This is a genomic window from Streptomyces sp. NPDC028289, assembly GCF_055565975.1.
Window position 1 is genome coordinate 206,839 of the sequence record NZ_JBVHTI010000002.1, and the last position, 25,749, is coordinate 232,587.

At 68.3% G+C, this 25,749-nt stretch carries 18 protein-coding genes and 1 pseudogene; 10 read left to right on the forward strand and 9 right to left on the reverse strand.

Features of this window, described 5'->3' with window-relative positions; genetic code table 11:
* Window positions 1-425: 425 nt before the first annotated feature.
* From ACZ4UV_RS08935 to ACZ4UV_RS08950, 4 genes are all read right to left on the reverse strand, one after another.
* Complete coding sequence (locus ACZ4UV_RS08935) at window positions 426-815, reverse strand: SsgA family sporulation/cell division regulator (protein WP_316780945.1); 390 nt, start codon at window positions 813-815, stop codon at window positions 426-428.
* Between the two features lie 493 nt (window positions 816-1,308).
* Complete coding sequence (locus tag ACZ4UV_RS08940) at window positions 1,309-1,638, reverse strand: NIPSNAP family protein (protein WP_467837005.1); 330 nt, start codon at window positions 1,636-1,638, stop codon at window positions 1,309-1,311.
* Between the two features lie 40 nt (window positions 1,639-1,678).
* Window positions 1,679-2,101 (reverse strand): SsgA family sporulation/cell division regulator, encoded by a 423-nt coding sequence (locus tag ACZ4UV_RS08945; protein WP_451019784.1) that lies wholly within the window; start codon window positions 2,099-2,101, stop codon window positions 1,679-1,681.
* 244 nt (window positions 2,102-2,345) lie between these two features.
* Window positions 2,346-2,759, reverse strand: coding sequence for a hypothetical protein (locus tag ACZ4UV_RS08950; RefSeq protein WP_451019783.1), 414 nt, complete (start codon window positions 2,757-2,759; stop codon window positions 2,346-2,348).
* Between the two features lie 674 nt (window positions 2,760-3,433).
* On the opposite strand from ACZ4UV_RS08950, the gene ACZ4UV_RS08955 reads away from it, so the two are divergent.
* Genes ACZ4UV_RS08955 through ACZ4UV_RS08980 form a run of 6 tightly spaced genes read left to right on the forward strand, consistent with a single transcriptional unit; the run spans window position 3,434 to window position 8,550 of the window.
* Window positions 3,434-3,652: a ferredoxin gene (locus ACZ4UV_RS08955; RefSeq protein ID WP_345047821.1), complete on the forward strand. Its 219-nt coding sequence runs from the start codon at window positions 3,434-3,436 to the stop codon at window positions 3,650-3,652.
* Window positions 3,649-5,052, forward strand: coding sequence for an NAD(P)/FAD-dependent oxidoreductase (locus ACZ4UV_RS08960; protein WP_451019782.1), 1,404 nt, complete (start codon window positions 3,649-3,651; stop codon window positions 5,050-5,052). The genes ACZ4UV_RS08955 and ACZ4UV_RS08960 overlap by 4 nt, the downstream gene beginning before the upstream one ends.
* Before the next feature lie 56 nt (window positions 5,053-5,108).
* Entirely contained in the window at window positions 5,109-6,383 is a 1,275-nt protein-coding gene (locus ACZ4UV_RS08965; RefSeq protein ID WP_451019781.1) for a cytochrome P450, read from the forward strand.
* Window positions 6,384-6,407: 24 nt separating this feature from the next.
* Window positions 6,408-7,451, forward strand: coding sequence for an NAD(P)-dependent alcohol dehydrogenase (locus ACZ4UV_RS08970; RefSeq protein WP_467837009.1), 1,044 nt, complete (start codon window positions 6,408-6,410; stop codon window positions 7,449-7,451).
* Window positions 7,448-7,834, forward strand: a complete 387-nt coding sequence (locus ACZ4UV_RS08975; RefSeq protein WP_467837011.1) for a zinc-binding dehydrogenase — start codon at window positions 7,448-7,450, stop codon at window positions 7,832-7,834. Before ACZ4UV_RS08970 ends, ACZ4UV_RS08975 begins: the two co-directional genes overlap by 4 nt.
* A 38-nt stretch (window positions 7,835-7,872) precedes the next feature.
* Window positions 7,873-8,550, forward strand: coding sequence for an HdeD family acid-resistance protein (locus ACZ4UV_RS08980; RefSeq protein ID WP_467837013.1), 678 nt, complete (start codon window positions 7,873-7,875; stop codon window positions 8,548-8,550).
* A gap of 164 nt (window positions 8,551-8,714) precedes the next feature.
* Here ACZ4UV_RS08980 and ACZ4UV_RS08985 read toward each other — a convergent pair whose 3' ends face one another.
* On the reverse strand, window positions 8,715-8,849 hold the full coding sequence (locus ACZ4UV_RS08985; protein WP_345047813.1) for a hypothetical protein: 135 nt from the start codon (window positions 8,847-8,849) through the stop codon (window positions 8,715-8,717).
* A gap of 118 nt (window positions 8,850-8,967) precedes the next feature.
* On the reverse strand, window positions 8,968-10,050 hold the full coding sequence (locus ACZ4UV_RS08990) for an AI-2E family transporter (RefSeq protein ID WP_467837015.1): 1,083 nt from the start codon (window positions 10,048-10,050) through the stop codon (window positions 8,968-8,970).
* 269 nt (window positions 10,051-10,319) lie between these two features.
* Between ACZ4UV_RS08990 and ACZ4UV_RS08995 the strand changes: the two genes are divergently transcribed.
* From ACZ4UV_RS08995 to ACZ4UV_RS09010, 4 genes and pseudogenes are all read left to right on the forward strand, one after another.
* Window positions 10,320-11,372 carry a diacylglycerol/lipid kinase family protein gene (locus ACZ4UV_RS08995; protein WP_467837017.1) on the forward strand — a complete coding sequence of 351 codons (1,053 nt, stop codon included), beginning with the start codon at window positions 10,320-10,322 and terminating at the stop codon, window positions 11,370-11,372.
* Window positions 11,373-11,669: 297 nt separating this feature from the next.
* Window positions 11,670-14,129, forward strand: coding sequence for a SpoIIE family protein phosphatase (locus ACZ4UV_RS09000; protein WP_467837020.1), 2,460 nt, complete (start codon window positions 11,670-11,672; stop codon window positions 14,127-14,129).
* A 67-nt stretch (window positions 14,130-14,196) separates the two neighbouring features.
* Window positions 14,197-16,635, forward strand: a complete 2,439-nt coding sequence (locus ACZ4UV_RS09005; protein WP_467837022.1) for an ATP-binding SpoIIE family protein phosphatase — start codon at window positions 14,197-14,199, stop codon at window positions 16,633-16,635.
* A 579-nt stretch (window positions 16,636-17,214) separates the two neighbouring features.
* Window positions 17,215-18,307, forward strand: a pseudogene (locus tag ACZ4UV_RS09010) (IS110 family RNA-guided transposase).
* Window positions 18,308-18,907: 600 nt separating this feature from the next.
* On the opposite strand, the gene ACZ4UV_RS09015 reads toward ACZ4UV_RS09010, so the two are convergent.
* The 3 genes from ACZ4UV_RS09015 to ACZ4UV_RS09025 all read right to left on the reverse strand — a co-directional run bounded on the left by ACZ4UV_RS09015 (window position 18,908) and on the right by ACZ4UV_RS09025 (window position 24,919).
* A complete protein-coding gene (locus ACZ4UV_RS09015; protein WP_467837912.1) occupies window positions 18,908-19,276 on the reverse strand; it encodes a LamG-like jellyroll fold domain-containing protein in 369 nt (122 codons plus the stop codon).
* On the reverse strand, window positions 19,195-20,874 hold the full coding sequence (locus ACZ4UV_RS09020) for a hypothetical protein (protein WP_467837024.1): 1,680 nt from the start codon (window positions 20,872-20,874) through the stop codon (window positions 19,195-19,197). Before ACZ4UV_RS09020 ends, ACZ4UV_RS09015 begins: the two co-directional genes overlap by 82 nt.
* A gap of 214 nt (window positions 20,875-21,088) precedes the next feature.
* On the reverse strand, window positions 21,089-24,919 hold the full coding sequence (locus ACZ4UV_RS09025; RefSeq protein ID WP_467837028.1) for a LamG domain-containing protein: 3,831 nt from the start codon (window positions 24,917-24,919) through the stop codon (window positions 21,089-21,091).
* Window positions 24,920-25,749: the final 830 nt, after the last annotated feature.

Below are 25,749 nucleotides of genomic sequence, written 5' to 3' on the forward strand. Positions count from 1 at the left end.
CAGCCGTCCATGAGTCGAGCAGTTCAGCAGGCTCGGCCAGCACTTTGGCTGACCGCAACTCGGCCGTCGTCCGCCAGCGGGCCTGCGGGGCGAGCGCGAAGCGGACAAACGGCGGCCAGACTTCCGCTGCAGGGCACACCACGACGACGTAAACGCCTTCAGGTGCGTCCCTGGGGCAGAGCCTGCCGATGAGCGGCGAGCCACGGAGCGCGGGAAGGCGGGCGATGCGACGCAGGTAGCGGGTTGCCGCGGCGGCTGGTCTCACTGGGGCGGGTCGGCCGCGGAGTCGCGGCGAACATCCTTACCGAGGACGGCATCGACCCGGCCGCCCTCGACGCCACGACTGCGGACATCCACTCACCATGGCGGTGAACGCCGAGGCGCAGACGTCCGTGTGCCTGCCTCAGGTCGCACCCTGACAGGACTCACCTTTCGGCGAGGAAGTGTGCCAGCAAGCGGTCGAAGTCGCTGTGGCCGAGCTCGGCCCCCCGGGGCACCACTGCCTCCGTTTCCTGCAGGAACGCCTTGAATTCCTGCGCTGGGGCCTTGAGCAGGGCCGTACCGGACGGCGGGTTGAGAAGGATGTACAAGTCGCGGCAGCCCTCCTCGCCGGTGGGCCATATGCGAACGTCTCCCTCGCCGGCGGGGCCCTCCAGGCCGTCGATCAGCAAATCGCGCCCGATGATCCATTCCACCGACTCGTCGCTGTCGGCATCGGTGGTGAAGGCGGCATGGACCACATAGGGATCACTCGGCTCGTACCGCAGATTCATGATCATGGGCAAGGACGTCGCATGCACGCCGACAAGCTTCACAGGTAGCCCCTGGATCACAGTTCTCAATGACTTCATTGGGTCTTACTCCTGGTGCCTCGAGTCATCTGGGGAGGGCCATCGGAAGGGCTGTCGTCGGATTCACCGACGGGAGCAGGCGAGGCCACCACTGCCGGCCGGGGCCACACAGAGATGTGGCCAACGGCGGTTGCCGGGCAAAGGGCGCCCTTGGTCTCAGCGATCGACGCTGTACCGGTCGCGGTTGTGGTGAACCGACTCGTCACGGTCCCCACCTCGACGCCGGCCGTGGTTGCCGGGGCCCGGCCACGCAGGGCAGAGCCGTCCTTGGACCGGAACGGCACGCGCTCCGAGTCCGAGGAGACGCACATGACCACACAGGTGCCCTGCTCGTGGGTCGGTATCGATGCAAGCAAGGGCCACCACTGGTGGGTCGCCATCGACGACACCGGAACCACCATCGCAGGGCCGCCGGATACCGGCCCTTCTGGCCGCGTCACCCGTCGCGGGCCGACCGTCAGCGCAACGGTGAGTCCACGGTGGGCGTCAGCGGGATCTCGTCGAGGCCGACGATCTGGCTGATGTCGAAGCCCTCCATGTCCGCGCGGAATTCAGGACTCGACAGGTACGCCTCCAGTCGTTCCCGCACGTCGTCGGTGTCCCTGTAGGAGACGAGGGCGTAGAGCCGGGGGGTTTCGTTTCCGGGCGCCGCGGGCCCCGTCCAGACGCCGTGGGTGGTGATCCGGTGCTTGGCCATACCGGGAATGTGCTGGGCCCAGATCTTCTCGTAGGCGGAGAGCGCGTCGGAGCTGCGCAGGGTGTAGACGCGAAGCTGGTACTGGGACATGACACTGGTTCCTTTGCTTCTGAGCATGGACGGCAGGCGGTCAGCCTTGGGGGAGGAGGTGTGCCAGTTCGGCATCCCAGTCGATGAGCCCGGACTCGGTACCCCGTGGCACCAGAGCCTGGGTGTCCTGAAGGAAGGACGAGATGTCCTGCACGGGGACCTCGAGCAAGGCGGTTCCTGCGGAAGACCCGAGGGCGATGTAGATCGACTCGTCACCCCGCCCTGCGGCCGACCAGATCCGGACGTCCGCGTGGCCTGCGGAGCCCTGCAGGCCGTCTGCCAGAAGATCCCGCCCCAGGACCCATTCGACCGGGTCGTCACAGTCGACGAAGAAGGCGGCCCGGACGACATAGGGGTCCGCGGGCGCGTAGCGCAGACGTACGAAGAGGGGCAATGAACAGGCGTGCGAGACGACCAGTTGCACAGCCACCCGTCGTTCTACGGCCTTCAGGGACTTCTTCATCGGCTTCCGCTCCTGGGTAGGGCTCGGCGGTGCCTCCCACCGGCCTGTGGCGAAGAGGCAGGTCGGGCGGAGGCGGTACGGCGGGGTGCGGGCGCCGGACGGCACCGGCGCACCGCATGAGAAGTGGCGCTGCACTCACTCGGGCGGCGGTCGGGGACGCCGCCCCCCGACCGCCAGACGGATCCCCGTCGCCGGCAGGGGCAGGGTCGAGGGGGACTGCTTGCGCTCATGGCCGGTATCCGTCTCACCGGTCGTCGCGGCTCAGGTCATGGTGATTCCTGCCCCCGCCGTCGTGCTCGCAGCGGTTCCCGTCGTGGCGGTAGGACCTGTCGGACGTCCAGCCGTGTCCCTCGCCGTCCCAGCGGTAGAAGTGACCATCGCGGTAGTAGAGACCGTCGCAGTCGTGCCGGGCCGAATCGCTGCCGTGGCGGTCCTGGTGCCAGCCGCGGGACTCGTCGCAGGAGTAGCCCCGCTCGAGCAGGTAGCCGACACCGTGGTCCCAGCTGTAGTCGGCGGCCACGGCCCCGCCGCTCGGGTGCTGGACGTGCGTGGACGCAAGGGGCGCGGCCGAAGCGGTACCACCGGCACCGAGGGCGGCGGCACCGGCGACCGCGACGGAGGAGACAGTGAGGGCGATGCGCTTCGCGAGCTTGTTCATGATCTTTCCTTCCCGAGGGGGGTGATCTGCGCCAACGGCGGTTCTGTCAGGCGATGTATGACGCCCGGTGTGGTCTGAGCGAGCAGTTCCATACGTCGTATGGAAGCGCGCTTTCATTGTTACCATACGTCGTATGGAAATGTCGAAGTGACGAAGGCAACCGTTGCCCGGCTGGCAGGAGCGCCAAGATCTCGCTCTTCATGGCGAGCTGCCCGTCGCCGGTCCCCCGGCGCACGCGCCAGGACGCGGTCGGGCTGGCCGGACGGCGGGACGGCGGCTGGAGCGGGACCTGGCGATCGGTGGTGACCGGCCCGGAGATCGCCTCAGCCCGGAGAGTGAGGGCTCGAAGTCACGGATGCATCCAGTTCGCCGCAGTGGCGGGTTTGCGATCGCCGGAAGGCGGGACGACCATTCTATTGGGGCCGTACCGACCAGGGCGCGCCCTGATGCCGACGTCGAGGATGTATCGCCCTCTGCCGGCTGTGCCGCTCACAGCCGAGCGAGCGCCACCGCAAAGGCTGCGGCGCAGCGAACAGGACCGAACGGCCCGTCGGCGGCGACGGGTGGGACATCCAGCCCCGCCGCCAGACGGGGGGCTTGAGAAGCACCCCCAGCTTCGTGACCCGGGTCGATGGTCGCCGTGGGGCGGTAGGCAGAACGGAAGGAGCCTGCCCATGCGGATCGTCGTGGACCTGAATCGCTGCCAGGGATACGCGCAATGCGTGTACCTGGCGCATGAGGTCTTCAGGTTGAACGGTCAGGAGGCGCTCACCTATGAGCCGAACCCCGATGACGAGCGGCGCCTGCAGGTCGAGCGAGCCGCTGCGGCGTGTCCGGTGCAGGCGATCGTCATCGACCGCGTGGACGGCGCGGAGCGAGGCGAGACGTCATGACCTTGAGGGCAACGGTCGCGGAGCTGGTGCGCGAGTTCCGGGCGAGCGGCCGGATCGTCATCGTGGGTGCCTCCCTGGCCGGGCTGCGGGCCGCGGAGACCCTGCGTGAGGAGGGCTTCACCGGTTCTCTGACCATCATCGGGGACGAGCCGTACGAGCCCTACGACCGTCCGCCGCTGTCCAAGCAGGTGCTCAAGGGCTGGGTGCCGGCCGACCACACGAAGCTGCCCCGCATGCGAGAAGTGGATGCGGACTGGCGGCTCGGGGTGGCCGCCGTCGGACTGGACCGCGTGACCAAGCAGGTGTCCCTGGCCGACGGGGAGCAGGTTCCGTACGACCGGTTGCTGATCGCCACGGGCACCCGCGTGCGGCAGTGGCCGAACGCGGCCGAGGCCGCCCTGCACGGTGTCCACACGATTCGTTCGCGTGACGATGCGGAGCAATTGCAAAAGGCGCTGGCCGAGCCGCCGTCGCGGGTCCTGGTCATCGGCGCCGGGTTCATCGGCTCGGAAGTGGCCTCCGTCTGCCGGGAGCTCGACATCCCGGTGACCGCCGTCGAGAGGGGTTCGGCGCCGCTGGTCGGCGCGCTCGGCGGGGTGATCGGCGAGATCGCCGCGCAGATGCAGCGCGAGCACGGCGTGGACCTGCGCTGCGGGCTGGGCGTGTCGTCGCTGGAGGGCGACTCCGGCGGTCACGTGCGGCGTGCGCATCTGTCCGACGGATCCACCGTCGACGCCGACGTGGTGGTGGCCTCGCTCGGGTCGATCCGCAACGTGGAGTGGCTGGAGGGCTCGGGGCTGGCGGCCGGCTTCTGGGGCGTCGGGTGCGATGCCGGTGGTCGTGCCTTCGACATCAACGGCGTGGTCACCGACAGCGTCTACGTGGCAGGTGACGTGGCGCGTGCGCCGCATGTGCTGTACGAGTACCAGTTCCTGGCGATGGAGCACTGGGACAACGCCGTTCTCGGCGCCGAGGTCGCGGCGCACAACATGGTGAACCTCGAGCCCCACTATCGTCCGCATCTGCTGCTGCCCGGCTTCTGGTCCGGTCAGTTCGGTGTGAACATCAAGTCCGTCGGTGTGCCGCCCTTCGGCGACGAGATCGTCTTCACTCAAGGGTCCGTGTCGGACCGGCATTTCGCCGCCGCCTACGGCCGCCGGGGCCGCATCGTCGCGGCCGTCACCTTCGATCACGGCAAGTGGCTGGAGTACTACGGGAAGCTGATCGAGCGATCCGGTCCGTTCCCGCCTCCGCCGCCGGGCTGGGACCAGCCGGACGACATGAAGCCGGTGCCGGCCGAGTTCCCGGACCCAAGGGTCCCGACGGCGATCCCCGACGTCGTCCTGACCGGACACGCTCCGAGCGAGCGGACGGCCGAGTTCCGGCCGCGCCGCCACTGACGCGCTCGTCGGGGCAAGGCGGACAGCATCGACTAGAGAAGAGGGAGTGGAGCCTCGTGGTCGAGGAAACCCCCTGGCAGCAGGCCCTCCGCTACGCCAACCGCGCCAACCCGTACCCGTTCTACGAGGAACTGCGCAAGACACCGGTGGCGCGGCAGCCGGACGGTACCTATGTCGTCAGTACCTACCGGGAGATCGTCGCGCTGCTGCACGACCCCCGGGTCAGCTCGGATCCACGCAAGTGCCCCGGCCCGGTCGCGGCCCCGGCCGAGGGATCGGCGGAGGCGGAGGCCGAGCCGATCACGGAGGCGGTCATCTCTTTGGAGCCGAACATCATCACCCAGGATCCACCCGAGCACGATCGAGACCGCCGGATGATGATGCCGCATTTCGTCGGCCCTCCCCATTCCCCTCACCTGATCTCCGACCTTGAACCCGACATCCGCCGCATCGTGACCAGGCTCCTGGACGACATGCGGGGCAAGACCCGGATCGACGCCGTCGACGACTTCGCCTACCCACTGCCGGTGACCGTGATCTGCAAGGTCCTGGGCGTGCCGCTGGAGGACGAGCCACGCTTCCACCAGTGGATCGAAACGGCCCTGGACGCTTTGGACTTCGGCCCCGAAGCCGCCTCCGAAGAGATGCAGAGCCGACTGGCCGGGGGCCGCCAGGCCGTGCAGGAGTTCGGGCAGTTCGCAGCCGAGCTGCTCCACCGGTACGCCCGGCAGCCCGGCCCGGGCATGCTCTCCGCGCTGGTGAACGAGGACGGCTCGGAGGGGGGGATGTCCAAGGGTGTGCTCGCGAGCAACGCCCTGCTCCTGATCTTCGCGGGGCACGAAACCACGGTCAACCTCATCGCCCACAGCGTGCTCACCCTGCTGCGCCATCCCGAGGCGCTGGAAAAGCTGCGCCGCCGACCGGAGTTGATCGTGCCCGCGGTGGAGGAACTGTTGCGCTTCGAGTCGTCGGTCCAGTTCTGGCACACCCGCTCGGCCGTGGAGGACATCGACATCGCGGGCACCACCATCCCGATGGGGGCGCCCATCTTCCTGGCGTACGGCTCGGCGAACCGCGACCCGGAACGGTTCACCGACCCCGACGAACTCGACCTCGAACGCCGCGACAACCAGCACCTCGGATTCAGCCAGGGCATCCACTTCTGCTTCGGCGCCCCGCTCGCGCGGCTCGAGGTCCAGATTGCGGTCGGCGAGTTCGTCCGCCGGGTGCAGAATCCCCGGCTGGTCGAGGACCCGCCGCCGTATCGGCACAACCAGATCTTCCGCGGCCCGCGACACGTCCTCGTCGACATCGACGGCATCCGCGACTGACCAGCGTTTGCGTAAAGGATCGCCATGCGGGCCTTTCAACTCGTCGGTTGGCGGCAACCGCCCGAGCTGCGCGAGGTGCCAGTACCCGAGCCCGGCCCGGGGCAGGTCCTGGTGAAGGTCGCCGGTGCCGGTGCCTGTCACTCCGATCTGCACATCATGCAGGCACCCGAACCGCTCCCCGGCTTCACGACCCCGCCCTTCACGCTCGGCCATGAGAACGCGGGATGGGTGAAACGGCTGGGACCGGGCGTCACCGGTTTCGAGCCTGGAGACGCTGTAATCGTCTACGGCTCCTGGGGCTGCGGCATCTGCACCAACTGCCGTCAGGGCCAGGAGAACTACTGCCAGAACCTCGGTGGTCAGGGCCCGGGCCTCGGCGGTGGTCACGACGGCGGCATGGCCGAGTACCTGCTGGTCCCGGCGGCGCGCTACCTGATTCCGCTCGGCGCCCTCGACCCGCGCCAGGCCGCCCCCCTCAGTGATGCCGGGCTGACCAGCTATCACGCCGTGAAGCGGTCGCTGCACCTGCTGGGACCGGGCTCGACCGCGGTCGTGATCGGGGCCGGCGGTCTGGGCCAGATGACCATCCAGATTCTGCGCGCGCTCAGCGCTGCGACCACCGTCGTCGCCGTGGACACCGACGCCGGCAAGCTGGAGACCGCCAAGCGCATGGGCGCCGACGAGGCTCTGCTCTCGGGTGAAGAGGCGGTGACCTGCATCATGGACATGACGGGGAAACAGGGCGCCCAGCTCGTGCTGGACATGGTCGGCATCGACCCGACGCTGCGGATGGCCGCTCAGGTGGCCAGGGTGCTCGGCCACCTGACCGTGGTCGGTCTCGGCGGCGGAGCCCTGCCCGTCGATTTCTCCAGCCCGCCGCACGAGTGCTCGGTCGCCTCGCCCTACTGGGGCTCCCTCACCGAACTGATGGATGTGATCACGCTCGCCCAGCAGGAAAAGATCACGGTGCTGGTCGAGCAGTTCCCCCTGCACCGCGCGAACGAGGCTTACCAGCTCCTGCACGACGGCAGGATCCAAGGACGCGCCGTCATCACTCCCCACGCGTGAATGCGGTCGTCAACGCGAACGGACACCGCGACTGTGTCTGGCCGCCGGCATCCGGGAGGTCCGGCGAAAACGCCCCCGGCTCCCGCAGGACGGAGGAGCTTGCTCGGACTACCTCATGCGCCACGGACCCTCGCCCTTCCCAGCTCACCGCGCTCGCGGAGCAGGGCGTGCTCAGCGTCCACGTCGCCGACACGTTTCCCCTGAGGGCGGCGGCCGACGCGCAGCGCCGCAGCCAGCAGGGGCACACCCGGGGCAAGCTGGTGGTCACCGCCGACCCGGACGTGGCGGACTTCGGCGGCCGCTACTGCTTCGTGCGCCCCGACACCGAGGACCTCACCCGGTCCGAGCGGCATGAGGCCGACCGGGTGACGATGGACATGTAGTGACGTGACCACGCTGCTCACAGAAGGAGGTAGGTGCCATGACATCTCCTTCCGATTCCCCCGGTTCCGTTCCGCTACGTGGCACCGAACCACGAGAGGGCCCTGCGGCCGAAGGTATGGCCGCCCTGGCGAACATGGGCTGGCAGATCCTGCTCACCATGGGCCTCGCCACCATCGCCCTGGGCGTCATCGCCCTGGTATGGCCGGGCGAGACGCTCCGCGTCGTCGGCGTGCTCTTCGGCGTCTACCTGCTGGCCACTGGCGTCTTCCAGTTCGCCGCCGCCTTCGGCACCCACGTCCCCCGGCATCTTCGGGTACTGCACTTCGTCACCGGCGCGGCCTGCATCCTGCTGGGACTGATCTGCTTCCGGGGACCCCTGGAGCCACTTTTTCTGCTGGCCCTGTGGATCGGCTTCAGCTGGCTGCTTCGGGGCACCTTGGAGACGGTCGCGGCGGCCTCCGATGAGACCATGCCGGCCCGTGGCTGGCACGTGGCCTTCGGCATCATCGGCACCATGGCCGGCATCGTGATGATCGTCATGCCGTTCGCCTCCATCGCGACCCTCACGCTGGTGGTGGGTGTGATGGCCATCGTCGTCGGCCTGACCGAGGTGGTCCGTGCCATCAGGACACGCGTCGAGATCGGCCATCTGGCCGCTGGCACCGCTCCTCAGCGGCGCCCCCTGTTCCACGCACGAGCGCACCCCCAGCACTGATCGGCGGAGCCGGATCGGCCCGACGCCGACATCGCGCCACCTCCGCGGGTCGTCGGCCGGCGAACGGTCCTTCGCGCGCATCGTGCGGCGCGGCTGTGATGGCGACGCTGGCGTCGTGCTGCGTGCTCAACTGGGCGGGGCGATCTCGGACGTCGGCTCATTCATCAGGGCGGCAGGCGGCAGCCGAGGTACTCGGTCAGTCCGACGTCCGGGTCCCGCTCGAACACTGACCAGGTGAGGGCGATCAGCAGGCCGCTCTCACACCGGGTCTTCGCTGTCTGCCAGGTCTGTCCGTTCAAGCTGTGCCCTGCAAGCCCGACCGGCCCGTCGACGATCTTTCGCCTGACGAGGAAAGGCGCAGGCGTCGACCCGGGCGAACACCTCGCTGCGCGTGCGGCGGCCGGATTCCAGGGGCCGTCATCCGCGGGCGTCGGACCGTTCGGAGTTCTCGGGGCTGTCGTCTGCCCGTATCGGCAGTCCCAGTGACCGACCGCCGCGATGAGCCCAGAGGTCACCGAGGACGACCTGGATGATGCCGGTGACGGGAATCGCCAGCAGGGCACCTAGGATCCCGGCGACTTCGGCGGCGATCAGGGTGGCCAGCAGCACGGTGAGGGGGTTGAGTTTCACGGTCCGGGACAGGATGACCGGTTGCAGGAGGTGGTTCTCGGCCTGCTGATAGACGATGAAGAAGACGATGGCTCCGATGCCGGCCGGCAGGGAGTGGACGAACGCCACCGCGGAGGCGACGACAGCTCCTATGGTGGCCCCCACCAGGGGAATGAGGTCGGTCACGGCGACGAAGACGGCCAGCAGGCCGGCGAACGGCACTCCGGAAACCAGCAGCACGACGTAGGTCAGAAGCCCGCAGATGACGCTGATCAGCAAGTTCCCCGTCAGATAGCCGTTCACGGTACGGGCGCACGCGGCTCCGACGCGGCGTATGCGGGCCGCGGGCGCCTCGTCCACGAAGGCCAGGGACCGGTCTATGGCCCTGGGGCCCTCCAACACCATCAGATAGGCCAGCACGAAGATGGTGAGAGCGCCTGCCGCGGTGCTCGCGGCACCACGGAGGAACTTCGCGACGGGCGTGCTCAGACCGGTGGCGAACGCGCGGATCTGCGCCTGATGGTGCTGGGCATACTGCAGAGCGTGCGTCCGCTCCAGCAGGTTGCCGACTGGCCCACGGCCGACCTGGGCGTCCTTGATCAACACGGGCAGGCGACCGGCGAACCGGCTGCCCTCCTGGGCCAGGGGGATGACGAACAGGGCGACCACCGCGACGACGGCCGCGGCCGCGGCCAGGAAGACCAGCAAGGTGGCCACCGACCGTCGGCACCGTGGCACCCGTCGCTGTAGCGCTTCGACCGCTGGATGAAGGGAGACGGCCAGGAACAACGCGATGACCGCCCAGATCAGGACCCGGCGAGCCTGGACCACCAACTCGAGTGCGACGTAGGTGGCGAGCACCAGACCGATGGTGGCGAGGATGGTTCGCACCGGAACCGGACGCGGCGCCATGGGCGTCGGGTGCCCAGCCCCGGTCACGGGAAAACGAGGAGACCTCCTCGACCGGTGTACTTCCCTGCCCTGTCGCACCCGACGCGCACCGCAGTGTGGACGGCAAGCGCACCGTAGTGAGCAGACACCGCTGGATCCCGGGTGCGGATCCCCAGGCCGAGCTGCAAGCTGATGCCGTAAGCCGTATCTGTCGAAGGAAGTGTCATGGTGGCGGTGGCCGCAGGCGCGATCGCCGGACCGTCGGCCCGGTGGGGGACGGAGCCGTCAGCTGCGGGCGCGATCGCGGCAGTCCTGTTGTCGCCAGTGAGCTGCGCCCGGCTGATGCAAGCGACTTTCGGGTACGCGCCGTGAGCGAGAACGCGGGGCGGCCAACGACCGGCGCGCGGCGGCCCTGTCTGATCGTGAATCCGCGTTCGGGTGGAGGGAAGGCGAGCCGGTTCCGGATCGCGGAACGCGCCCGCACGCTCGGAGCCCAGGTGTTCCTGATCGATCATTCCCTGCCCCAGGATCTGGCGAGTGTCGCCCGACGTGCGGTGGACGACGGTGCGGATCTGCTGGGTGTGGCAGGCGGAGACGGTACCCAGGCGCTTGTCGCCGAGGTGGCCGCGGAGAGCGGCCTGCCCTTCGTGGTCATTCCGGCGGGTACCCGCAACCACTTCGCCATGGATCTCGGCCTGGACCGTGAGGATCCTTCGGCCGCGCTGGAGGCCCTCACGGACGGCGTCGAGCTGCGCGTGGATCTGGGGTACGCAGGCGAGCGGGTCTTCGTCAACAACGTCTCGTTCGGTGCTTATGCCGCCCTGGTGCAGGACCCGGCTTATCGGGACGACAAGCTTGGCACGACCGTGCGCATCCTTCCGGAATTCCTGGCCCGCCACGAGGGCCCGGAGCTGGTGGTCCGTACCGGACTGCTCACCGTGGACGGGCCGGATGCCGTACTGGTGAGCAACAACCCCTACCAAGTGGATGACCCGGCCGGGCCGGGCAGGCGGGCACACCTCGACTCCGGTCTCCTGGGAGTACTGGCCGTCAGGGCGGAGACGCCCGCCGAAACGGCCACGAGGCTGCGCAGCGGGCAACCTCATGGCCTCACCCGTGTCGCCACGCCTGACGACGTCGTCGTCTACGCCGACGTCCCGGCCCTCCCCGCCGGGCTGGACGGCGAAGCCGTCAGCCTGCCGAGTCCCGTGCGGTGCCGCATCAGCCCTCGGGCACTACGGGTATGGGTTCCCCGGCATCGTCCCGGCGCCCGGTCTGCCGGGCGACCGCCAGGGTGGGCCGCCATCCGGCGGGTGGTCTGAGCCTTGGGGAGCCGCTCCCACCCGCCGTGCATGCTCCGCGGAACCCGCTGCCCGTCCGTTCACCTGTAGAGCCGCGAGCTGGAGCCCACGCGCCTGATTTTTCGATCACCTGTGAAGGACTTGACGTCCAAGCCATTACATCTGATGATTTCATCAGGAATGGGCAATTTGCTCTGATACGACACATACCCCACCGTGTGCCGGTCACCGGGACATCGTCGTTCACCACCGCTGCACACAGGGTCGCCGGGCCACAGGCCGACGCTCCTACTTCCGCACCGACGGGATGGACCGCGAATGACCAACATTGACCACACCCTCCTCGCCGAGCCGGTGAGCCTCCCTGAGGTGCCCGACGCCGCGATAGCGATGATGGATGCCGAGGGCATCGTCGTGGGGTGGACGCACGCCGCCCAGCAGCTCGTCGGCTATACGGCCGGGGAGGTCGTGGGCCGGTCCGCCGTACACGTGCTGCCGCCTCCCGAGGACGCACGGAGGGCTTCGGCGTTCTCCGAGCAGTGCCGTGAGCGCGGCGGCTGGTCCGGCACTGTCGCGATAAGCCACCGCGACGGCCACACGCTCAGGATGACGCTGCGGGTCTCGCTGCTACGGGGACAGGGCGACGACACCCGGTGGCTGGCGTCCGTGACGGACGTAGGTTCCCTGTCCTCGGGGGCGACCGGGGGACCGGTGCGGGAGTCGCTCCTTGCCCGAGCCCCGATCGGCATCGTCGTTTATGACGCGCAGCTGCGCTGTGTGTGGGTGAACGACGCCATGGAGCGGCACGACGGCGTGCCTCGTCACCGACGCTTCGGGCGCGGTCTGAAGGACTCACTGCCCGCCGTCGAGGCCGAAGCGCTCGAGGTGGTGATGCGACAGGTGCTGCAGAGCGGCACGACGACAGTGCACGAGTACCGTGCGTGGCCGCCTGCGGACCGCCCCCGCGAGCACGCGTTCTCCGCCTCCTTCTTCTGTCTCCAGGGCGCGGACGGCACGCCGCTGGGCGTGTGCTCCATGACCGTGGATGTCACCGGAAACAAGCGGGCGCGCGAGCGCCTCGCCATCCTCAGCGAGGCCAGCACGCACATCGGCAGCTCCCTCGACGTGATGCGGACCGCCCAGGAACTGGCAGAGCTCACCGTGCCCCTGCTGGCCGACCACGCCGTCGTCGACCTGGTGGAGTCGGTTCCGTTCGGACTCGAGCCCGCCGCACGGATCGGCAAGACGAGCGGACGCCGCCCTGTGTTGCGCCGTGCCGGGGTGGCCTCCGTCGACCAGGGTGTCCTGGAGATGCCAGCGGTGCGTGAAGAGGTGATCCACGTCCCCCCGACCTCGTCGTTCGCCGCCGTCCTGCGCACGGGCAGGTCTCACCTGGAACCGGTGCTGGACACCCATGCCGGTCCCTGGGTCGACCACGATCCGACGCGTGCGCAGAAGGTACGCGACAGCGGCGTCCACTCCTTGATGGTCGTACCCATCCGCGCGCGGCGCTGCGTGCTGGGACTGGCGCTGTTCGGCCGTTCCACGGAACAGACGCCGTTCCAGGAGGACGACCTGCTCCTCGCCGAGGAGTTGGTCACGCGGGCCGCGCTCTGTTTGGAGAACGCGCTCCAGTACGCGCGCGAGCGCACCGCCGCTCTCACGCTGCAACGCGACCTGCTCCCTCATCGGGTGCACGGCGGTGCTGCCGTCGAGGTCGCCTCGCGCTATGTGCCCGCCGACATGGACCACGGTGTGGGGGGCGACTGGTTCGACGTGATCGAGCTGTCCGGCGCACGGGTGGCCCTGGTTGTCGGCGATGTGGTGGGACACGGCATCAACGCCGCGGCGACCATGGGCAGGTTGCGGACCGCCGTGCGCACGCTCGCGGACCTCGACCTGCCCCCGGACGAACTGCTGGCGCACCTCGACGACACGGTCCGGCGTCTGAACGACGAGGCCGACGTCTCCGACACGGTTCCCGCGGTGGTGGGTGCCACCTGTCTGTACGCCGTCTACGACCCGGTCTCCCGACGGTGCACGCTGGCACGGGCCGGGCATCCGCCGCCCCTGGTCGTCGACGCGCAGGGCAAGGTCACCGTCCCCGTCCTGCCGGCCGGAGCCCCGCTCGGCCTCGGTCTCGGCCTGGTGCCTTTCGAGTCCGTGGAACTGGAACTGCCCGAAGGAAGCGTACTCGTCCTCTACTCCGACGGCCTGGTGGAGTCCCGCGGCGAGGACATCGACGTCGGCCTGCGGCGTCTGGGCGCCGCCCTGGCACAGCCCGGTGCCGCCCTGGAGGACCTGTGCTCGCGGGCGATGGAGACCTTGTCGGCGCAGGCACCGGCCGACGACGTCACCCTGCTCCTTGCGCGGACGCGCGCCCTGCAACCCGCCCAGGTCGCCTCCTGGGACCTGCCGAACGAACTCGTCACCGTCCCGACAGCCCGGCACCTGGCCGCCCGTCAGCTCAGGGAGTGGTGTCTGGAGCCGCTGGTGACGGCCGTGGAGTCGCTCGTCAGTGAACTGGTCACCAATGCGATCCGCCACGGCGACGGCCCGATCCGCCTACGGCTCATCCAGCACCGGGTGCTTACCTGCGAAGTCTCCGACACCAGCACCGCTCAGCCACGCTCCCGCCATCCCGGCAATCTCGACGAGCACGGCCGCGGCCTTCACCTGGTCGGTCGGCTGTCACGCAGGTGCGGTTTCCGCTCTGTCACAGACGGCAAAGTCGTCTGGGCCGAACAGGACCTGCCATCCCCAACAGGTGCCCGCTGAGCGCCGACAGCCGCCACAGGATCCCCTTCTGCCGTAGTCGCGGAACCTCGTAATGAAAGCCAGAGACATGGACCCATCGGATGTTGAAAACGCCGACCCGGCAGGCGCCTCCCAAGGAGTGACGAGCGTCTCCGGCGCCGTCCCCGGCGGCAGGCCCCACGCCTTCGACGGTCTGGCCGCCGCCGTGCTCGACGATCGGGGCACGGTGGTGGGGTGGACCGGCACAGCACAGGACCTGACCGGGTTCCGCGCCGACGAGGTCCACGGCCGCCCCGTGCGGGAGCTCGTGGCCGACCTCCCGCACGACCCGCGCAGGGCCGCACACGTGCCGGCGACCGGCCGGGTACGACTGCGTCACCGGTGCGGCAACACGATCGACGTCACATTCCGGACCACACGGGTGAGCGGCTCGGCGGACTTCCTCGTGCTCGCGGCCCCCACTCCTCACGTCGCCGACCACCGGCACGGCGCAGCCCTCCTGCGCGCACTGTCCGCACAGAACCGGATCACGATCGCCCTGCACGACACGGATCTCACCACCGTGCAGACGAACGCCATGCCGGACACTCCCGACGGCCGTCCCATACAGCCCGGCGCCCGACTGGGCGATGTGCTGTGCGCCGAAGACGCCGAGAGCATCGAGGCGGTACTGCGGCAGGTGCTCGAGACGGGCGCCCCGGTGATCCACAGGAACCAGCGAGTGAGCTGGCGACACCATCCGGCGCGGCGGCACGCGCTGTCGCTGTCCGCCTTCCGACTGGAGGACGCGCGAGGACGCCCCGCAGGAGTCGCAGCCCTGTACATAGACGACACCGACCAACTGCGTGCCCGCCGACAGCTGGATCTCGCCCACGCGGTCGCCGAGCGGGTTGGGGGCTCCCTGGATGTCGTGCGGACCGCCCACGATCTTGCGGACGCCCTTGTACCCACCTTCGGTGATCTCGCAGCAGTCGACCTTGCGGACGCCGTCTTCGACGGTGACGAACCCGCCGAGCGGCTGGGGGGCGGAGATCCGCATCTGCGCAACGCGGCCCTGGCGCCGGCCACCGCGGACTGGCCGCCCGGTATCCAGCGCGGAAACCTCGTCCCATCCCTGTCCGACCACCCCCTTCTGCGCCGCTTCCAGCACGGCGAGACGGTCGTCTACCGCCGGGACGACTACATCGCCCTGATCGGCGGTCCACATTCGGCCGAGCAGTTCCTCCCGCACGACATCCAGGCGGTGATGGTGGCACCGCTGCACGCCCGCGGCCTCACCCTCGGAGCGATCGTGGTCTGGCGCACCGGTCCCTCCGAATCGTTCACCGCGGACGAGGTGGATCTCATGAGGCAGATCGCCTCACGGGGAGCACTCGCCATCGACAACGCACGTCGCTACACGCGCGAGTACAGAGCGGCCGTGGCCCTGCAGCAAAGACTCCTTCCCCCGGCCACGACCGACACTCCGGCAGCCGAGACCGCCGGCGTCTACCTGCCCACAGACCGTGGGGGTGGCACCAGCGGCGACTGGTACGACGCCATACCCCTGCCCGCTCTCCGGCTGGCCCTCGTCGCAGGAGACGTGATCGGCCGCGGCATACCCGCCAGTGCCACCATGGGCCGTCTGCGCGCTGCCATCCAGACCCTCGCCGACCTCGAACTGGAGCCGGACGAGTTGCTCACGCGTCTCGCCGACCTGGTCCAGCGCCTCGCGGCGGAAGCACCCCCTGGCGACCACGACGTCATGGGCGCCACCTGTCTGTACGCGGTTTACAACCCGGTCACCCGACGCTGCGCCATGGCCAGTGCCGGGCACCCGCCGCCGGTGCTCGTGCGGCCCGACGGGAGTGCCGAAGCCGTCGACATAGTCCCAGGGCCGCCCCTCGCCGTCTGCGGCATGCCGTACGAGACCACCACGATCGACGTCGAGCCGGGCAGCGTCCTCGCGCTCTACACCGACGGCCTGGTCCAGCAAGCCGCACACGACGTCTGCGACGGGCTCCAGCGGCTGACCGATGCCCTCGCCACCTCCTGCCGCCCGGGCCGCGCTCTGGAGGAGACCGGCAGGATCCTCCTCGACCAGCTGGTGGACGAAGCACCACGTGACGACGCGACCCTGCTGCTGGCACGCACCCGCGCAGTACCCGCCAACGACACCGCTCGCTGGCGGATACCGGCTGATCCGGCTGCCGTCTCGGACGCTCGGGCATGGGCGACCCGCCAGCTCACCGTATGGGGGTTGGACGACCTCCTCTTCCCCACCGAGCTCATCGTCAGTGAACTGGTCACCAACGCGATCCGCCACGGTCGTCCGCCGGCGGAGCTGCGACTGATCCGCCACCACGTTCTTGTCTGCGAGGTCACCGACTCCAACACCTCCCAGCCCCGTCTGCGCCGCGCTCGCACCACCGACGAGGGTGGACGCGGACTGTTCCTCATTGCCCAACTCGCCGAGCGCTGGGGCTGCCGCCATGGCCAGAACCACAAGACCATCTGGTCCGAACAGCCCATCGCGCGCGCCCACTGATCACGCCCGGAGCCGGCTGACGCGGCTGCAAGCCGGATAGACAGAGAACACCAGGTGGGTGCTGTCCTACGGTGGGGTCTGACTCCTGAGATCGCCGGTCCAGTGGAGCCTTCCATTCAGCGCGGTCCGTGGAAGTGCGGGCAGGCCGGACCGTGACGCTCGTTTGACGCTCCGAGAGATGGTCGATGGAGGGCGACCGTAAGGCGGCCCAGACGGCTGTCCGCCATTGCCGGTCACGAGTGGGCGGGGAGTCAACTCATTCTCAGCCTGCTCCGGCCAGGTTGGGCATTGGTTCGGGCGAAGCCATCCGGCTGTGGTCGGGACGTGCCGATGCGCCGGGATCGATGGGACGGTTGCGCGATGCCGTCCCGGACGGGGGGTCTGACTCTTGAGATCTTTGACCGAAGTGTCCAGTCACAGGCTTGTCGACCGTCGTTGCGGGATGGCTCCTGCTGTCACCGAGCCACAGGCGTGTCCCAATAGGGGCCATGCCGAGTTCCAGGCGCCATCACGGTTCAGACCGCCCGAGCGGGCCGGTGCCATCCACCCAGCACGTCACCACGTGGGAGGCGAACCACCATGACGACCAGAGAGCGCAGTACCTCTTCCAGCACGGATCCGCCCAATCGGAGTGAGGTCGTCCTAGGCGTGGACACGCACGGCGAGGTTCACGTCGCCGCCGTGGTCTGCCCGCTGGGGAAGGTCCTGAGCACAGAGTCCTTTCCGGCGATGACCGTTGGCTACCGTCGGCTGCTCGGCCCGCAAGCGGGGGACGGTGCGCCGGGCCGGTGTGGAGGGCACCGGTACCTTCGGCGCGGGCCTGTCCCGCTACCTGCTGACCCAGCAGATCCATGTGTTCGAAGTGAACCGGCCCGACCGCACGGCCCGCCGTCTGCTCGGCAAGTCGGACCCGCTCGATGCGCAGGCCGCAGCGCGAGCCGTGCTCAGCGGTCGCACCCGGGCCCAGGCCAAATCCGGCGACGGACCCGTGCACAGCGCCCGGATCTACAAACTCGCCAAGGACTCCGCGGTCAAGGCCCGCACACAGGCGATCAACCAGCTCAAGGCCGTCCTAGTGATCGCCGACCCCGTCCTGCGGGAACGGTTGTCGAGCTTGGGCAATGCCGAGCTGTTCCGCACCTGCGCGACCCTCAGCCCACCCGATGGTGGGGGAGACGAGGACGCGGTGGCCCAGGCCACCCACATGACATTACGCATGCTCGCCGAACGCATCGAACAGCTCACCGGGCAGATCAACGAGCTGAACCAACGCCTGACCCGGCTCGTCGAACGCCACGCGCCGCAACTGCTCGTACCGATGGGCATCGGCCCGGACAGTGCCGTCACTCTCCTGATCACCATGGGGGACAATCCCGAGCGGCTGTGCTCCGAGGCGTCCTTTGCTGCCCTTTGCGGAGTCAGCCCCATCGAATACTCCTCCGGCCGGCGGAGCACGCGCCGGCTCAACCACGGCGGCGACCGGCAGGCCAACGCCGCCCTGCACCGCATCGTGTTCACCCGACTGCGCCACGACCCGTGCACCCAGGCGTACTACGAACGCCGCACGCAGGAGGGCAAGACCCGACGCGAGATCGTCCGATGCCTCAAGCGATATGCCGCCCGAGAGGTCTTCAACCTGGTCAGACAGGTTTCCCGCACCCCCACGCTATAGGGGCGTCCGTGATACGTGAGAGGGTCTGAGGCGTGAGTGAGACACCGTCGAACACCCTGCAATACCGCTTTGACGGGCCAGAAGAGGCTCCCGTCCTGATCTTGGGCCCCTCCCTGGGTACCACCTGGCACATGTCGTAGAAGCCGTCCAGCGCCGTCCATCCAGTCCTGTGCGGGCATATATGTCCAGCTTCGAGATCCTGTGCCGAGAGGGTGTCCACGGGGTTTGTGACTCGCCCGTGACAGCTGGCAGTGTGAGGAAGCCCCCGTCGGCTGGTTGTGTTTTGGGCTGGCTCGGCGGCATGGCTGGCGCGATGGTGGATATGGCGAGCGCTGAGCCGACGTACTGGATGCGGGCCTCTTCTGCGGCGGCTTTCCGGTAGACGCGCCTGTGGTGTGCCGCTTCGATTTCGGCAATGCGCCTTTGCTCGGAGGTTGCGCTGGCGGGCGTGATCTCCTGGGTGGTCTCGCAGGCTGGTCTTCGGTGGAGCGTTCGAAGGTGTTGGTCCGTTCGCCGGCTGGGTGCGGCTGGCCGCCGCCGCGGACGTGGGCGGGCCCGCGCCGCTCGTGTCGGAGTCGGCGCGGGCCGTGTTTCGGTGGGTCAGTGCAGTGTGCTGACTTCGGTCGCCGAGAGTGTGCGTGGGTAGGCGTGGACGTCGGCGACGGAGCCGGGGAAGGCCAGGTAGGGGGTGGTGGCGGAGGGGCTGTTGATGCAGCCACCGATGGCGAGGTGCATGGAGGAGTCGTACGGGGGGCTGAGGTTGGTGGCGGTCCCGATGAGGGTGCCGTTCTGGTACAGGGCCATGTTGCCGCTGGTGGAGCCTCCCGGGACTGGTGCCCGGAAGGTGGCGACGAGGTGGGTCCAGGTGCCGTCGCCACGGGCAACGGCTAGCGGACGTCGACGTAGTCGGTGACCCGGGTGCTTCTGAGGTAGTGGTCGCCGGTCTGGCGGTTGAGGGCGAGGGCCCAGGTGCCGTCCTGCTTGGCGGTCACCATGCCCTCGAGGTGGCCCTTCTTGTCGGTGTCCAGCTCGCAGACGTAGTGGTAGGTGCTGGAGCCGCGGGGTTTGAAGTAGAGGGTGGGCCAGGCGTCGTCGGTGAGCGGTTTCCAGGTGGTGCCTTTCTTGTACTGCAGGGTGCCGGCGAATCTGATCGGCTGTCCCTTGCGGACCGCGTCGGGGGAGGCGTGGAAGCCGGTGATGCGGGTGGCGTAGCGGTAGAGGTGGACGGGCTTGGTGGTGCTGGTGCCCAGGTCGGGGTTGCCGTCGAAGCGGGCTCGCCAGTAGGCGTCGGTGTCCGGTGCGGTGAGGGTGTGGGCGAACGTCTCCAGGGTCAGGGGTTTGTTGTGGCGGATCTTGACGGGGATGGTGGTGGCGTTCTTCCAGCCGGTCTTGCCGTCCTTGGAGTACTGCAGGGTGACGGTGGGCTTGGCGGGCCAGTGGGCGCGTGCGTCTTCGTAGTAGACGTAGCCGTCGTCCACATGGAGGGCCGAGTCGTCGTACAGGGACACGCCCGCGTCGATGTGGGTGGTGTAGGCGACGTGGAGGCTGAAGGGCTGGGTGGCGACCTGCTGGAAGGGCATGTAGTCGGTGCCGACGAAGAGTTGGGCGTTCGGGGCGGGGCTCTCCGAGGAGACGTGCAGGGTGTAGTCGCCCCGGCTGTCGGTGGTCGTCTGCCCGGCCACCACCGAGGAGCTATCAAGGGTGATCGCGGTGTTCGGCAGTGGTTGCCAGCCGGCGGTGGTCTGGATCTCGGCGTGGCCGGTGACGGTGCCGGTGGCGCCCTGTTTCAGGTTCAGGGCGTGGGTGCTTACCGTGAAGCGGACTGGTGCCTGGGTGGTGTGCAGCCACTGGGTGGGGTATGTCGACAGGTCGATCGCTCCCGGGTAGCTGCTGGAGGCCAGGGGCGCGGCGGACACCCGGAACGACTGCTCGGTGGGGACGTAGGCGGCGGTGAATCGGCCGTCGGGGCCGGCGGTCGCGGTCGTGATCGTCCGGCCGAGTCCGGTGTCGGCGACGACGTCGACGGGCGTGTCGGCGGCGGGAGTCGGGGTGTCGGGGGTGCGGGGATCCCGGGCGACGGCGGTGCCGCTGACGGAGACCTGCTGGTGGAGGTAGTCGGGCACACTCGGGGTAGCGGTCAGACCGGAGACCATGACGATGGTCCGGTACTGCAGGGGGTCGCGGGAGAGGGCGCCGGTGACGGTGGCGCCGGAGGCGTCCTGCAGATCGACGGTGACCCGGTAGTCACCGAGGTCCGCCAGGTGGACCGGCGCCCGCCAGGTACCGGACGTCGCGTCCTGTCCGGAGTACTGGGTGAAGTCCTCGGTCGATCCTGCCTCTTGGGCTCCCTCCGGTGCGTCCAGCGGATAGAAGTGGGCCGTGATACGGGTGATCGGGCTGTCGGAATGCGCCGTCACGAAGACCAGACCCGGCTCGTTCCAGCCGTTGGCGTCGACCAGGACGGGGCCGCCGGTGGTGCCGTCCGCCCAGGCCGGTGCGAGGCCCGTGAGCAGGCCGGTGGTCAGTGCGGTTGCCGTGGCCGCAGCCAAGAAGGTGCTGCGTCTCATGATGGTCCCCCCCAGAGAATTGGTCGACTCTGCAAGTGAGAGCGCGAGGATCCGACTGGGGTCCCTCGGCGCTCTTGGGTCGGTCAGGTGATCGAGAACTGTAGTGGTGTGCTCTGACGGTTCGATACGCAGGTCTGTTGCATGATCGTCCCGTCGGACCTGGCAGGCGCTCGACCGAAGTGACTCGGCCGAGCGCCTGAACGCCCCTCAGCGGTCAGTCGAGTTGGCTGATGGCAGGGTTGTCACCGGGCGCGGCCGCGTCGGCGGGAGGCAGGGCGGTGTTGTAGATGTGGATGTCGCTGATGCCTGCGTTGGCGTACTCGCCGTAGGCGCCGGAGGAGAGTTTGCGGCCGATCTGGAGGGAGCCGGTCGCGTTCCAGGGAGTGTAGGTCCAGTCCCTGGCGGCGGTGAGCTTGCCGTCGACGTAGAGCCGGATTTCCTGGTTGGTGGCGTCGAAGACGCCTACCAGGTGTGTCCATTTGCCTATGACGGGCTTGCTGCCGTAGGTGGCCTGCCAGACGGCACCGCTCGCGTCGGTGCTGTGTCTGCCGAAGGCCCACGCCTGGGCGCCCGAGGAGTAGTACAGCTGAAAGCCGTTGTTGACGGCCCCATCCTGCGAGACGAATGTCGAATTGGCGGACGACGAATTGAGCTTGATCCAGGCGGAGACGGTGAAGCTTCGCGAGGTGTCGACGGCAGCCCCGGAGGTGTTGGCATGGCCGGTGGTGCCGTTGAGGTTGATGTACTTGCTTCGAGTCGAGTCGCTGCTCCAGGTATAGGCGCCGCTGAGTGAGGCTGGGAGCCCACCGCTGCAGCCGGCGTCTGTCGCGGTGGCGCAGTCGGCGGTGGTGTTGCCGGTGCCGTCGTCAAGGTTCCACCAGTGAGTCGCGGCGTTGGCGGCGGTGCCCAGGGAGACAGGGGCGGCGAAGTTGGCGGTGGTACCGGTCGACGCTGTACCTGGGTACTCGATCAGTTCGCCGTGGGTGTCGGTTACGAAGAGATCGGGGTTGCCGTCCGGGCCGCCGGAGAGGCTGTTCACGTCGCCGGAGGATGCGATCTTGGGATAGGACGTTGGAGGCAGGGTGAGGGCCAGGGCGGTGTGGGTGGACGCGTGCAGGAGCGGAGGGAGCCCGGTGGCATCGTGGGCCAGCGAGTAGGTGTAGAGAGCGCCGGTGGAGTTGTCGCGGGCCCACAGAATCGGGGTGCCGTTGACCTTGCCGGGAGCGATCAGGGTCATGCCGGTCCAGTCACCGTCGCCGAGGAGCATCGGGTAGCTCAGAGCTGGTCCTCCAGTGACCTGGTAGTACCAGAGTTCGCCGTTCTCGACGGTGATGATTGCGGGGAAGCCTCCCCCGTAGAGGTCACCAGGAGCGACGAGCTGGCTGATCTTCCAAGGGGTGGATTTGTCGTATCCGGCGGCGCCGCAGCGGCTGTCGGGAACGATGGTCGTGTCACAGCTGGGTTTGTCCAGTACTTCGGGGGACCGTTTGCCGAGGAACCCGGGATAGGTCGAGTAGGTCACACCGCCGCCTGCCGGGTCGAGGTCGTTCTTGACCATGTACAGCTGCTGATTGTTCTTGTTGTATGCGAACAGATCGTCGACGTCCGCACCGTTCAGATTGCCGCGGTGGGCGATGAGGTAGTTGTTCCAGCTGGTGCCGTCGGGTGAGCCAGCAGGGGTCGAGACGAGTACCGGGCCGTTGATCGCGGGCGGTGGGCCGGTGACCGGATCGCTCTGGGCGGGGGCTGCGCTCTGGGCGGGGTCGGTGTTGCCGGGGATCAGTTCAAGGTCACCGGTCTTTGTGGTGGCGAGAAGGTCGGGGACGCCGTCGCCGCTGATGTCCCCTGGTGTGATCTTGGTGTCGGGGTTCCAGGGGATGGTGAAGGTGTAGCTGGCGGGGGCCTGGGAGATATTTCCAGCCGCGTCGATTGCGGCCACGTAGAGGGTGTGAACACCCCAGTTGGTGATCGGAACCGGGATTGTTCCGGTCGCGGTGCCGGAGCTGTCGGTGCTGGTGACGGACGCCGGGGTGCCGGTGGTGGCGGTGGGCTGGCTGTCGAGTTGCCATAGGAAGTGGTCGACGCCGCTGGACAGGCAGGCGTTCGGCGTGCAACTGGTGTCGGACGCGGCTCCGTCCGCTGCGGTGACGGTGAAGCTGGTGGTCTTTCGTGGTGCGGCATAGACCACTGGATTGGCAGGGCCGGTGCCCACGGGCGGGAAGGATGCGTTGTTGGCAATGTCGGGTGTGTCGGGTGGGGTGAAGTCGGTCTTGAACCAGCAGTGGTCGCTGATGTCGGAGGTCAGGCTCAGAACTGAGTTGTTGTCCTGTGCGTAGGCGTCCCAGCCGTACTCGTGGCCGTCTTTGAGGGTGAACCCGATGGGTAGGCTGACGTCTCTGGCGGTGTCCGCTGCGACGTAGCCGGTGGTGGGTTTGCCCTCGTCCTGGGCGTTGCCGTTGGAGTCGAGGACGGTTCGGTCCCAGACGTGAAAGACCGCCCTGACGTTCTCGCCGGATACGTTCGATTTGACCTTGGCGTGCAGTTGGACGTTGCTTCCGGCGCCGGAGTAAGTGGTCGCGCCGATCCAGCCGTCGCCGCTCGTGACGCAGGAACCGGTGGCTCCGTTCGCGGGCGGCGCGGTAAGGAGACTTGTCGGGATGTCCGGGGGGATGTCGAATTTCACTGTCAGGCTGAGGGAGCTGGACATCCGCAGGTAGTCGTCGTTGCTGGAAGAGATGCTCTCGTTGCCGAAGAGGCCGACGGTCCAGTGGTCGCCGGTGGCGCTGTGGTAGGTCGCTATGCGCTGGGCCTGTTTGAGGACATTGAAGGTCGCGGGGTGGTTGCTGCAGCTGCTGTTGGAGTTGGCCCCACTGGGAATCGTGATCTTGACGGGGTCATAGTTGTCGTCGATGGGGTCGGGTTTGTTGTTCCAGTCGGTGCCGGAGTCGATCGAGTCTGTGGTGTGGAGGGTGATCGGCTGGTTCTGTGAGCAGTCCCAGCTTGCGGCGTAGGTGGAGTTCACCGTGATCTGAGCGTCGTAGACGTGCATAGCGGGGTCGAGTTTGTCAGTGGGGATGGTGTAGTAGGCGCGCTCCAGGCCGGTACCGCAGACGCCGCCCCAGCGCTGGTAGCCCACGCCCTCACCGAGGGGCTGGAGTTTGTCGTACTGCGGGCTGTCAGCGCAGGTGGAGCTGGAGTACACCTCGTCGTAGTGGCCGGCGTCCTCGGTGACCGGGTTGTTGAATGGGTCGATGTACACCGGGTAGGTGGTGTCCGGGGCGTTGAGGACGCTTGTGTCCGGTGCCAGTGTGATGCCGCTGGACGTGGTGCTCATCCGCACCGTGTTGACGTTGGCTCCCTCACCGGGGCCGTCGGCGGAGGATGCCGTAGGGGCATCGCCGGCCGTCGTGGTGTCTGAGGCGGGTGCGGTTGTCGCCGGTGCGTCCGAAGTGGTGCTGGAGTCCCACATCAGCGGGCGTGGGCTGGTGTAGGCGACGGTGCCGTCGGCGGTGGTGGCGTTCATGCCGCCCGAGTCCGTGGCGGAGAGGGTCAGTCCTTGGGTGGAGGCGGCCTCGGTGAGCTTCTTGATGTGCGGGTCGGCTGCGGCTGCGGCGTCGTGGACGATCAGTACATCGCTGAAGCCGCCCTGGTCGGTGACCGACACGGACAGATCCACGCCGGGTAGAACCGACCTGTAGACGGCGGTGTCGTCGTTGACGACGGGCGTGGGCAGCGTGAAGGGCATGGTCAGAGCCATGCTGTGCCCGTCTTCGTTGGTCTGTGTGACCAGCGGGCCACTGCCGCCGCCCGACAGGGTGACGTCGTTCGGCGTGGCCTTCGGCGAGAGGGTTCCGTCCGCATTCGTGGCCAGAGTGGCGTCGACGGGTGTCCAGGCGCCGTCCTTGAGGACCCGTACCGGCATGACGTTGATGGTGGAGGTGAACGTGCCGTCGGGGTTGGCGGTGACCGTGGAGGTCTCCGTCGTGAGGGAATCGACGGGCGCATCGTGACCGCCGGCGACGGCCTCGGCCTGGGCGGCCAGCATCGGATCACCCGGGGATGACTCGTCAGCGCTTGCCGGCGCCGCGGGAACAGTGAGCAACAACGCTGCCAGCGCGGGGATCAGCGCCAGACGGCGCGTCAGTTCCCTTCTCCTGCGCTGCTTTCGGGAATATCCGGACAACACTTAGCAACTCCCCCTCTTTTTGCAAATGCTTTGCTTTCGTGATCTTCGCCACATTGTTTGACGTTTGGCTGCGGCGAATGGTGTGCGTGGTGTCCGGTTTGCCATCAGGTGTTGATGTTCGCGACTTCACGGAAAGGGCACATAAGCACTCAGTTGGCATACGTCATGGTCACATCGCCGGCACAGGGTATTGAGTTGGCCGCCCCCTATCAATAGCCTCCCGACGATCACGCAGCGGGCGTGGTGGGGGGACGACGGTCTGTCAGGACTGCTGGTCGTGGGGGGATTTCAGTGAGCGGCAAGCGGCGTTGGTATGCGAGCGTCCAGTACCGGATCTGGGGGAGAGCGCTGACTCTCGCGACGACAGCTGTCGCGTTGCTGACTCTTCTCGTGCCCGCTGCAGTGGCCGCTGGCGTGGTCGTGGGGCCGTACCGCTTCAAGGGCACGGTGTGGAACCCGAAAGCCCTGCCGAAGACCCCGGCAGTCGGCAGTCATGCCCTCCGCCAACCCGCCACCGTCCACCCCAAGGGCTACAAGGCGGCGAGCCGTTATCAGGCCGTCAAGCCGGCGTGGCCGAAGGCCGGTACGAAAACTGTCTCCCTGACGCGCACCATCGCATCCGGCAACACTGCCTCCGCTACCGCGGCGACGCCGGTCCTGCCGTCCAGTCCCGCTGGCGCCTCCGCTGC